The sequence below is a fragment of the Aquabacterium sp. genome (assembly GCF_049317225.1).
Classification (GTDB): domain Bacteria; phylum Pseudomonadota; class Gammaproteobacteria; order Burkholderiales; family Burkholderiaceae_C; genus Aquabacterium.
Genome location: NZ_JBMOIR010000020.1, coordinates 39962 through 50843, shown reverse-complemented (window position 1 = coordinate 50843; position 10882 = coordinate 39962). Strand labels below are relative to the sequence as shown.

The following is a 10882-nucleotide window of genomic DNA, read 5'->3' as shown; positions in this document are numbered from 1 at the left end:
CTTCGCAGATCGCCTGCGCATCGGCCGCGTCGTTCTTGCCTCGCTTGCCGCTGAGGCGGTATGGCGCCACGAACTTGGCCGCCATGATGCGCACCTCGTGCCCAAACTGCTGAAACTGCCGCGCCCAGTGGTGCGCCCCAGAGCACGCCTCCATGCCGATCAAACACGGTGGCAGTTTGGCAATCAACTCCAGCAGCGCGTCTCGCCGCACCGCAGGCCGCACCAGCACCGCTTTGCCCGACGCATCCACTCCGTGCACCGCAAACACGTTCTTGGCGAGATCGATCCCAATCGCAATAATGGCCATGGACTTCCCCTTCCGGATGAAAGACAGATGAGTTATTCGCACTTCCCATCTTGGTCATTTCAGACCCGTTGCCAAGCTCACCCTTGGCTAGTTCGGGACGGGGAAGTCCCTTTCATTCGTTAGGCCACACCAAACAACCGGCATAGCTATTCGTTAGGCCTCATCCAATGGCAGTCACCTCTCGATTCCCAGCATCGTTCATGCTTCTCCAGCAAGAGGGTCACCTCATTCGCTCTTGTTTGACAACCGGCTTGACAGAGCTTCGAGCAGCGCATGTACACAACAAAGGTGCGTTCTATTCAGCCCTACTAAACCTAGCTACAGGTACCGAGCGCCTCATGAAGGCTGCCGTGATCATCGACTACATGGTGAGAAACAGCCTTTCTGTCCCAACGAGAAAGCAGCTCAAGGCCTATGGACATGACCTACTCCAGCTACATGCTTCGTGCGTAGAGATATCCAAATCCGAATCACAGCAAGTAACACCCGTTGATCAAATGAGCGAGACGGCGCGAGAGATCTTCATCTTGTTGAACGACTTTGCTCAAACCACGAGGTATCACAACCTAGACGCACTTAGTGCACCGAACTCCAGCAGGGATCCACTTGCACATTGGAACGACATCCTGCTAGCCATTTTGAAGGACGACGTGCCGACTAAAAGTAAAGCGGCGATTGTGAAACGTGGGGTCGCGATAGCCAGTGCTATATCAAACAGCACTGTCACTGTCATGCAAGGGCTAGACAGGCAAGATCTTTCAACGGCTCATGCACTTGTTTTGCCGGGTTTGCATGAACAAGCGGCGAGGCATGCGGTGCTATACATAGTGAAGTTTTTGTGCCCACTGCGTGATTTGCTATCAGACCTGAGTCATAAGTCGTACACGATGGGTGTTTCAGTGCCGCCGTTTCCTCAGATGCAGGAGTTCTTCGAGTGGCTTTCCGACGATAGAAGCTATGTCCTGCGGAAGAAGAAATGGCCGTAGTTGGTCTACACCGTTCGGCATTGGTGCAGTCTAGCCGCCCAATTCAAACGTTGGGAGACCTCGCCCACCCGGACCGTACCCATGTGTCGCCTAACTGGCGTATATGGACTCCCCCGCAAACGCAAGAGACTGATCGGGTTGTTGGCCGTGAGGGGTGCGCCTGCAGTCGTATATCCGGCATCTGTATTGGGCCCATGTGAAGTGGCCCGTGCCGACATGGAATCTGCGTCACAGCGGAGCCAATCGGTGCAAGCGGCAGGCAAGCTGCCACGCCAGTTACCGGCTTCGTGCTGTGTGGGTGTAACCCGTGCTGCCATGATGGGAGATCAATCTCGTCGCAACGCTGGGAAGGGAATAGGGGTTTCTTCGTTCAAGACGGGGTTCGGGCTGGCGGCGTCACGCCAGCTTGGCCTGGTAGGGCTTCTTGTCTCTCAGGCACGCGTAGCAAATGCGCGCCAGCTTGTTGGCCAGCGCGCAGGCGGCTTTGTTGTGGCACGTGCGGGCCTGCACTTGCAGTGCCCAGCGCTTGAGCGCATCCAGCGGTTTGCCTTGCGCCTGCGCCGCCGCTGCCGCCTTGAGCACGCTGCGCGCCCCGTGTACCAGCAGCATGCGCAGGTACGTGTCACCTTGCTTGCTGATGCGCCCGAGCTTTCTCCTCTGCCCCGAGGAGTGCTCTTTGGGCGTGATGCCAAACCAGCACGCAAAGCCTCGGCTGTCTTTGAAGTGCGTGACATCGCCCCCAGTGGCCGCCGCCATCGCCGTGGTCGTCAGCAGCCCCACTCCCGGTACGCTTTGCAGCAGTTGGCACGGCTCGCTGTGTCGCACCAGCGCCTTGAGCTCCTTTTCGATGCCATCGATGCGAACCTCCAGTTGACGCACCTCTTCGAGCATCGCCTTCATCGTGTTCCTCAGCAGCGCCGGTATCGCGCTTTGGTCGTCAGCGATCAGCTTGCCCATCTGGCTCAGCCCAGCCTTGGCACCCTTAGAGACCTGCAAGCCCGCCTCTCGGCACGCGCCTCGCATCGCGTTGATCGTCGCCGTGCGCCACCCCATCCACATCGAGCGCGTGCGGTGCAAGGCCTGCAGCGCCTGCTGCTCCACCGTCTTGATGCGCACCGCCTGGATGTCGGCACACCGCGCCGCCTCCAGCAGCGCTGCCGCATCGGCCGCATCCGTCTTGTTGCGCTTGACATAGGCGCGCACGTAGTGCGGCGGCAGCAACTCCACGTCAATGCCACGCCGCTGCAGCCAGCGTGCCCAGTGGTGCGCCGTACCGCACGCCTCCATGATCACCTGCGCCACGTCTCGGTTGTCAAACCACCGCTCAAACTGCGTGCGACTGAGTCGGTGGCTGCCGCGCCTGCGCCAGTTCGTGTCCGCCTCGCACAACTGAAACACCGACTCTGCGATGTCAACACCGACGACCACGCCAGTGCACGATTGAATCTTCTGGATGCGCGCTGTAGCATTCATTTCGGACTCCTTCGGGTTGAGCGCCGTCTCCCACACCAAATGAAAGCCGGCTGGCACATTGATGCCGAAAAACACGGGGGAGTCCATCCCATCAGCCAAGCGGGCACCAACATAGGCCATGCTTTAGGCATTTCTACGCCAATGCTGGCACCCTCCGCACTTAGCACCCCAACTCCCGTTAACGTGGCACGCTATCCAGTGCCAGTGAAGTCACCCATGAGAGACGAATTCCATCGAGCACATTCATTAGATATCTTCGGAAAATACCAAAATGGCTTACTTGAATGCAAATCCCTTGTGATTGGAACCAACACAGCGTTACCGATACCGGAATGGGAAAACTGCATTTATGTATTAAGAGTGCATCACAACGCCTCGAAGTGCGCCTCGCTTTTAAACATACCCAATCAAATGGATCAACTGGGGATTTTATATATAGGCGGCCACGAATCTGGAAGGCCGACCGGGAGATTTAACAAAGCCATCAGAAGCGCAAGGAAATCTGAGCAGTTTTACATGCAAAACAACCACGCACAGAATGACTGTGCACATGAGCACCCTATAGGAGGATGTTTGACCACCTCGATTCTTGAGTCAGGGTTTTCCATTGCTGACTGCAAGATGGATCTTATAAAAAGCGGATTCAGCCTAGGGTTCGATGAGCTAGAGCTTTTGATCGGTTATCAAGAAACTTTTCACCATTTACCCCCGTGGAATTCAACAAGAGGAGGCGCAAGTGGATACCAAAATAGCCAGAATACGCCCCAGCAGACTAGCTAGCCTAACGAGCTTAATTCATACTTTGGATAGCTAAATAGTCCCGCTGGAACACACAATAGGGAGAGGTCATGCCATTGGCCAAAATCGAGGTTCGCAAAAGTCGGCCGCCCGAGCAAGTCCAAGCCATCATCGACGCGATCTACTTGGCCCAGCGTGAGGCGCTCAAAGTTCCCGAACACGATCGCCAAATCCGCTACATCGAGCACAAGCCTGAGCATTTCGCGGCACCGCCCGGCAAGTCAGACAACTACACCGTGGTCGAAATCTGCATGTTCCCCGGTCGGTCACTGGATGCCAAACGTGCGCTCTACCAGGCCATCGTCGATCGCCTGGAGCCCTTGGGCATCCCGCGCGACGAGGTGTTCATCGTCTTGCATGAACCACCGCTGGATAACTGGGGCTTCCGTGGCGGCATACCCGCCTCAGAGATGGACTTGGGCTTCAAGTTGAACGTTTGATGCACAGCGGCAGCAGCATCCATCCATGACAAATCAAATCAGGCACGGCCATGCGCTTTGAGGGAATTCTGCGTTCCTGGAACGACGACAAGGGCTTTGGGTTCATTGCCCCGCGCGACGGTGGGCGCGAACTCTTTGTCCACATCAGCGCTTTTGCGCGCGATGGATCTCGTCCCACGGTGGGCGAAAGCCTCTCCTATGAATTGGGGCAAGGCAAGGACGGACGGCCACAGGCCATCAACATCACCCGCAGGGCGATTGGCAATGCACCGCCCCAACGCCCTCAGATCAACAAGGCCCGATCAAACCATTCGTGGATGGGCACCATCTTGGTAATCGTGTTGGCACTTGGCTTGGTTGGCTTCACCTTCAAGTCTTGGCAAGACCGTCAGCGTCGCAATGAATTGGCGCATCAAGCTGCGCATCCTTTGAGCAAAGCCGACGTTACGTCAGATGGGTTGACGGGTCGCCGTTGCGACGGTCGCCGCCTTTGCTCGCAAATGACCTCTTGCGCCGAAGCCAAGTGGTTCATCAACCATTGCCCCGGCACAGAGATGGATGGCGATCAAGATGGTACCCCCTGTGAGCAGCAGTGGTGTACCAGTCCTTGGGCCAAATAGCGACTGAGCGCGTCACCACCGGTTAAGCTAGCTGGCAGGCAGCAACTCCCTGGCTCCTCATATGTGTCGCCCTCTTCTTCCCCTGCTCGGACTGGCATTGACGGTGTTGTCGACACCGCTGTGGGCACAGACCGCTGGCAGCGCCCTCCCCCGGATGGTGATTGAACAGTCCCGCCAATACGGGCAAGGCACCTTCCCGCGCCATGCCAACTGGTTGGGCCTGTATTGCGATGACCAGGCCTGCGAACTCAAGCCTGCGCTCGTCCACATCACATCGTCCAGCGCCAAGAATGTCTTGGATGAAGACGAAGAACTGGACGTCCTCACCATCAACGATGCCCCCTTGGCGCTCTTGCCCAACACTTCGCTGAAGGCCGGCAAGGTGCTCACCTGGTATCAGGCCAAAGCCAACCCCAGCGAAGCGCTTCAGTGGCAAAAGCTCAAAAAGCTTGGCAAGTGGGCGATGCCGTGGGGCGCTCAGCCCTTGACCCTCTCGTGGGTTCAAACCCCGGATGGCTGGAAGCGGTATCACGTCAGCGACGGGCAAACCAAGCAATTCCTGTTCAGCACCGAACTGGAAAGCCATTACGGCGGCGACACCACGCCCATCATCCACTGGGTGGGCGATCTGGATGGCGATGGCAAAGCCGACCTGCTGCTCAGCATCCCGGACGACAACTGTGGTTTCGACGAGCGGCTGTACCTGTCGTCTCAAGCCGGTGAAGGCAAGTTCCTTCGCAAAGCCGCGCAGCTGACGGGCCGCGAAGCCGCATGTGGCTGCTGACACGCATGCCCCAGCCAAGCGCTTGATCCTGGCCCTGATCAACCCGGCCAAGGGCGAGGACATGACCCCATACATCCTGCCTCGCACCACACGCTCGTTTACGCGCACCCTTCACTACGACGGGCAGAAGTACGATTTGACCGCATGGGAGCGCCCCTTCGCCGATTGGTACGATGGCGCGAAATGACCGAACGGAGATTGCTTCAATGAAGCCATGGCTTGTCACCTTGCTGTGCACCCTCGCCTGCGTCAACGCTTGGGCCGATGACGATCTGCGCCCCCTGAAGGCGTGGGCCCCCAAAGGCTGGCGCCTCATCAAACAGGCCTCGGGCGACTTGAACGGCGACGGCATCAAAGACGCCGCCGTGATCTTTGAAGACACCGACCCCGCCAACATCAAGAAAAACGACCGCATGGGCAGCGAGCAGCTGAACACCAACCCGCGCAAGCTGATCGTGCTGTTGGGTGAGCAAGGTCTGTTCAAGCGAGTGGCCGAGAGCGATTCGCTCGTGCCCCCCGAAAACACCGAGGTCTCCCCCTGCCTGGCTGACCCGTTGAGCGACCTGACCATCAACAAGGGCACGCTGAGATTGCAGCTCACCGAGTGGCTGAGTTGTGGTGGCTGGAGCGTGACCACCACGTCCTACACCTACCGCTTTGACGGCTCGGGCCTGCGATTGATTGGGGAAGATGAGTCATCGTTCATGCGCAACAGTGGTGAAAAAAGCATCACCAGCACGAATTACCTGACGGGCAAGCGCAAGATCACGACCGGCTTGAACGAGTTTGAAAAATCTCGCCCACAGACCACTTGGGAAAACATCGGCCCGCAAGAGCCGCAGTATCTGAATTGAGGTCCACACACATGCGCATGCGTCCATCTGCTTGGTTGTTAGCGGCCCTTGCCAGCGGCAGCGCTCTGGCAGTTCCCCCTCTTTATCACAACGAACAAAGCTGCAGCAAGTTCCCTACGCCCAGCGCACAGGCTGAGTGCCGCGAAAAGCAAAAGCAGACCATGGAGGCATTTGAGAAAGAGCGCCGCAAAAAGTCTGCTGACGTGGACTTCAAAAAGCGGACAGACCAGCCCGCCAAGAAGGACCTCTGCTTCACCCGCCAATCCACCGGTGAAACGGTGTGCCCCAACTGAATCAGCCCCCCATGGACATCCGCCCCTACGTTGTTGAGCAAGGCTCCGGCAGCCCCATCGTGTTTGTGCACGGCTCATTTGCCACCACGTCCACATGGAAAAAGATGATGGAGCGCCTGGCCGCCACGCACCGCTGCATCGCTCTCAAGTTGCCTGGCCACGGTGGCATGCCCGACCCGGACGATTTTGATGCGCCCTCCCTCGCACCAGAGTTGAACTTGATTGAGGCGGTGGTGCGCGAGTTGGTTGGCGATGAGCCCATTCATCTGGTGGGCCATTCGTACGGCGGAGTGGTGGCGTTGGCACAAGCACTCCGAGGCAACTTGCCCCTTTCCGAGCTCACGCTATTTGAACCCGTGGCCACCTGGGTACTGGATGTCGTGAACGACCCACCCATGCAAGCCGAGGTTGATGCGTTTGTCAGGCGCTATCGCCACGACGCTGCCTTGGGTGTGCCAGACGTGTGCGGCCAGGTCATCGACTTTTGGGGCGGCGCCAATGACTTCGCCAGCCTGCCCAGTCACATCCAAACGCTGATGGGCACCATGGTGAAGAACAACTTGCGCCATTGGGATACCTGCACCGCACCGCAATACACCGAGGCCGATTTGCGGTCGCTGCAAGTCCCCACGCGGTTGGTGTGCGGCACACGCTCCAATCAGGTGGCCCACGCCATCCTGAACCACCTCCATCGCCTGCTGCCGCACAACCGCATGTGGGAGATTGAAGGGGCCAGCCACGGTTTGGTGGCCAGCCATGCGGATGAGTGCCTGAAGGCACTGCAGAGTCCGGTTTGAGCGCAATCCAACTGACTGAGTCTCGCACACCATGTCCATCCAAAAAGCAGGGATCGCCATCGTGGTCATTGCGACCGTGGCCATTGCCGCCCTTCAGTCCAGGGCCAGCTTCAAGCGGGTACAAAACCTCAGCATCACGAAGTGGATAGACAGCGCGGGCAAGAACCAAGGCATCCACATCGTCAACCACAGCGGTGCGACCGTGACGTTCGATCTGGAATGCGACATACGCCCCCGCAAAGAGAACGCCAAGCAAACACTCACCGTCGAGAAGATCAGCCTGCAGCCAGGTGAAAGCCGGGACGTCCAGCTTCGCAACGAAATCGGCGTGCAACTGCCCTCGCACATGTTGCCAAGCGGCTCATCGGGCGCCCCCCCGTCGGGGCATCCGGCCGCGGGACAGATCGTCATGCAAACGGGTTTCGTCGTTCCCAATCGAGAATGCGTGTCGACTTGGAAAGGCCCGTTCGACATCCGACGTCCTGCCTCCTCCATCGTGTGGAGTGGCACTCAACTGGGCACATCCAAAATTGACGGATGGCTGTACACGCGTGGGCGGCACGAACCAGACGACTGGCAAGTCAAGAGCGTGAAGCCCGCTCGACACGAGTAAGCACAAAGCGTGCATTTTGCCCAGCCGGCACGCGTAAGGCGACGCCATACAGGCATGAGGCATGCTTTCCTGACAAGCAATTGTTAAGTTGGAGCCACGGCATGAACCATCTGCCAGCCTTGCCATCGCGCACCTCTCAGCCCGTTGCCGTCCGTCGGCCAACGGCGCAGCTTGCGCCCACGCAATACACGCCTGAACCCAAGCGCCCCACGCTCACCCCGCCCCCGTTGCACCAGCAACCGCTGCGCTCGCACAGCGCCGACTCACGTGGCGTGTTGGGGGGCTTGTCTCTCACAGCCAAGCTCAGTATCGCGGCGACATCCTTGTGCGTGCTGTGCGTGGTTGCGACCAGCGCCGTACTCGGCTGGCGCACAGCCGCATCGGCTGCGGAGCAGGCTGAGCAGAGCGCCGAGTTGGCTGCGCGAGATGCTGCGGGCGACGTCGCCACCGAGATGGGGCGCAGCTTCAGTGCGGTCAAGACTTTGTCTGACACCATGCGTGGTATGAAGGCCTCGGGCGTTCCCCCAACCCGTGATCAGTTGGACGCCATGGCACGCCAGGTTCTGACCTTGCACCCTGAGTTCATTGGCACCTACTCCATTTGGGAGCCCAATGCGTTGGACGGCAAAGATGCCGACTACGTCAAGAAGACACCGGCCTATGACGACACCGGGCGCTACATCGCGTACTGGAACCGGGGCAGCGGCCAGATCGCAGTCGAGCCCTTGATCGACTACGAGAAAGCCGGCGCCAACGATTGGTACGATATCCCGCGCAAGACCCAGAAGGACGCACTGATCGAGCCCTATATCTATCCCGTGGCCGGCAAGGATGTTCTGATGGCCACCATTTCGTCACCCATCATGGTGGATGGCAAATTTGTTGGCATGGCCGGGTCTGATCTGCCCTTGCAGTCGCTTTCGGAGCGCGTAGGCCGCATGGAGCCCTTGCCAGGTAGCCGCGTCGCGTTGTTGTCCAACGGCGGGCTTTACGTGGCCGTGCACGAGTCACAGCGCCTTGCCAAAAAGGCAGATGACCTGACACCGGAGGCACTGGTCCACATCGCCAAGGGTGAGCCCTACCGCTATGAAGACGGCGACGGCTGGATCCATCAGTTCCAGCCGGTGGTCGTTTCTGCCGGGGTCGCCCCCTGGAGCATTCGCGTGTCCTACCCAGTCTCGGCGGCCCTGGCCACCGCGCATCAATCCATGTGGGTGGCAGGCATTGCAGCGGTGGTGGCTTGTGCCTTTGCCGCACTGATCATGGTCGGCATGGTGCGGCGCATGATGCAACCGCTGAAAGCGTTGAGCGAAACCATGTCGCACCTGGCTGGTGCAGATGCCAACTTGAATGTGCGATTGCGCGACGATGGCAGCGACGAGTTGTCCCTCATCGGCATGGGCTTCAACCAGTTCATGGACAAGGTGCGCGAGGTCTTTGCACAGGTGCACCGCAACGCCGATGGCGTGGCCATTGCCAGCAAGGAAATTGCCCAAGGCAACCAGGACCTGTCCGCACGCACCGAACAGCAGGCCAGCGCCTTGCAGCAAACGGCATCGTCCATGGAAGAGTTGAGCCAGACCGTTCGACAAAACGCCGACAGCGCTCGTGAGGCCAACCAGTTGGCCATGACCGCCTCCAGCGTGGCCAAGCAAGGCGGCGATGTGATGTCTCAAGTGGTCAGCACCATGCGCGACATCCACGACGCCTCGCGCCGGATCGGCGACATCATCGGCACCATTGACGGCATTGCCTTCCAGACCAACATCCTGGCCCTGAACGCCGCGGTCGAAGCGGCACGTGCAGGCGAACAAGGTCGCGGCTTTGCCGTCGTGGCAGGTGAGGTTCGCAGCCTGGCCGGCCGCGCTGCAGAAGCCGCCCGCGCCGTGAAGACGCTCATCAACGACAGCGTCGAGCGTGTTGAAGCCGGCAGCGCCTTGGTCGATCAAGCAGGCAAGACCATGAACAACGTGGTGGACAGCATCGAGCGCGTCACGCAAATCGTCGGCGAAATCAGCTCGGCCAGCAGTGAGCAGGCCCAGGGCGTCAACTTGGTGAACACCACGGTCACCGACATGGACCGCAGCACCCAGCAAAACGCCGCACTGGTGGAAGAGATGGCCGCCGCCTCGGTCAGCCTGAAAGGTCAAGCCGACGAACTGCTGTCCGCCATCTCAACCTTTGAGTTGCACAGCTGATCGGGTCATCATCACGCTGAGCAAGAAACGACAACGGCTGTGCCGTTACCGATAACGTGACCGGCGGTTAAGCCATAAGCTGTCCGCCGACACTAGGCGCCCCCCAGCCAACAGCGAGTGGCTGCTAAGGCATAACTTGGCCTATCGGCGAAAAATAAGCCATAGGGTGGCCAATCGTGAGAAGAGCCAAACGTGAACGCCCGCACTGCTTGTTGTGACGCCATGGCAAGGATGCCAGCACGCCAGAGACAAGGCTCGTTAAATCGAGCGCAAAATAGACTAAGCTCGATTTAACGAGCTCACACCTCAACTGACGACTCATATAAGATGTTCGTTAAATCGAGCCTTGAGGCCTGAATCAATGATTTAACGAGCATGAAAGTCAGTCAATCCGCCACGCTCTCCGCCAAGCAACTGGATGAGTGCACCCGCATCGGGGCGCTGCTGGCTCGCCTGCGCGTTGCTCGTAAAGTCAAGCAAACCGACGCTGCCTTGCGAGCCGGTCTGTCCCGCAACACGGCTTATCGCTTGGAAAAAGGCGACCCCGGCTTGGCCATCGGCCAGGTCCTCCGTTACTTGGATGCGATTGCCCCGGGCAGCACACTGCTTGACCTACTCTTGGAGAAAGACCCCGCCTTGCGTGCGCTGGCCGCGCGAGAGCAAACCCAGCGTGTACGCGACCTGACATCAGCAGAGCTCAAAGCGCTGGACTTCTGAGG

Annotated in this window: 13 protein-coding genes; 11 read left to right on the top strand and 2 right to left on the bottom strand. The window is 59.0% G+C overall.

Going from position 1 to position 10882, the window contains the following annotated elements; all coding sequences use genetic code 11:
• On the bottom strand, positions 1–307 hold a 307-nt coding region (locus ACOYNB_RS12050; RefSeq protein WP_422839293.1), incomplete at its 3' end, for an IS110 family transposase.
• Positions 308–645: 338 nt separating this feature from the next.
• Between ACOYNB_RS12050 and ACOYNB_RS12045 the strand changes: the two genes are divergently transcribed.
• Complete coding sequence (locus tag ACOYNB_RS12045) at positions 646–1293, top strand: hypothetical protein (RefSeq protein WP_422839292.1); 648 nt, start codon at positions 646–648, stop codon at positions 1291–1293.
• Positions 1294–1689: 396 nt separating this feature from the next.
• Here ACOYNB_RS12045 and ACOYNB_RS12040 read toward each other — a convergent pair whose 3' ends face one another.
• Positions 1690–2886, bottom strand: coding sequence for an IS110 family transposase (locus ACOYNB_RS12040; protein ID WP_422839291.1), 1197 nt, complete (start codon positions 2884–2886; stop codon positions 1690–1692).
• Positions 2887–3614: 728 nt separating this feature from the next.
• On the opposite strand from ACOYNB_RS12040, the gene ACOYNB_RS12035 reads away from it, so the two are divergent.
• The 10 genes from ACOYNB_RS12035 to ACOYNB_RS11990 all read left to right on the top strand — a co-directional run bounded on the left by ACOYNB_RS12035 (position 3615) and on the right by ACOYNB_RS11990 (position 10880).
• Entirely contained in the window at positions 3615–4004 is a 390-nt protein-coding gene (locus tag ACOYNB_RS12035; RefSeq protein WP_422839290.1) for a tautomerase family protein, read from the top strand.
• Between the two features lie 50 nt (positions 4005–4054).
• Positions 4055–4624: a cold shock domain-containing protein gene (locus ACOYNB_RS12030; RefSeq protein WP_422839289.1), complete on the top strand. Its 570-nt coding sequence runs from the start codon at positions 4055–4057 to the stop codon at positions 4622–4624.
• 61 nt (positions 4625–4685) lie between these two features.
• Positions 4686–5408 carry an FG-GAP repeat protein gene (locus tag ACOYNB_RS12025; protein WP_422839288.1) on the top strand — a complete coding sequence of 241 codons (723 nt, stop codon included), beginning with the start codon at positions 4686–4688 and terminating at the stop codon, positions 5406–5408.
• Positions 5398–5595, top strand: coding sequence for a hypothetical protein (locus ACOYNB_RS12020; protein ID WP_422839287.1), 198 nt, complete (start codon positions 5398–5400; stop codon positions 5593–5595). Before ACOYNB_RS12025 ends, ACOYNB_RS12020 begins: the two co-directional genes overlap by 11 nt.
• 19 nt (positions 5596–5614) lie before the next feature.
• Positions 5615–6262: a hypothetical protein gene (locus ACOYNB_RS12015; protein ID WP_422839286.1), complete on the top strand. Its 648-nt coding sequence runs from the start codon at positions 5615–5617 to the stop codon at positions 6260–6262.
• Between the two features lie 11 nt (positions 6263–6273).
• Positions 6274–6555, top strand: a complete 282-nt coding sequence (locus ACOYNB_RS12010; RefSeq protein WP_422839285.1) for a hypothetical protein — start codon at positions 6274–6276, stop codon at positions 6553–6555.
• An 11-nt stretch (positions 6556–6566) separates the two neighbouring features.
• Positions 6567–7352: an alpha/beta fold hydrolase gene (locus ACOYNB_RS12005; protein WP_422839284.1), complete on the top strand. Its 786-nt coding sequence runs from the start codon at positions 6567–6569 to the stop codon at positions 7350–7352.
• Positions 7353–7383: 31 nt separating this feature from the next.
• The gene (locus ACOYNB_RS12000; RefSeq protein ID WP_422839283.1) at positions 7384–7965 is read left to right on the top strand and encodes a hypothetical protein; all 582 of its coding nucleotides are present in this window, start codon (positions 7384–7386) and stop codon (positions 7963–7965) included.
• 101 nt (positions 7966–8066) lie between these two features.
• On the top strand, positions 8067–10163 hold the full coding sequence (locus tag ACOYNB_RS11995) for a methyl-accepting chemotaxis protein (protein ID WP_422839282.1): 2097 nt from the start codon (positions 8067–8069) through the stop codon (positions 10161–10163).
• Between the two features lie 375 nt (positions 10164–10538).
• Positions 10539–10880: a helix-turn-helix domain-containing protein gene (locus ACOYNB_RS11990; protein WP_422839281.1), complete on the top strand. Its 342-nt coding sequence runs from the start codon at positions 10539–10541 to the stop codon at positions 10878–10880.
• The last annotated feature ends 2 nt before the right edge of the window (positions 10881–10882 follow it).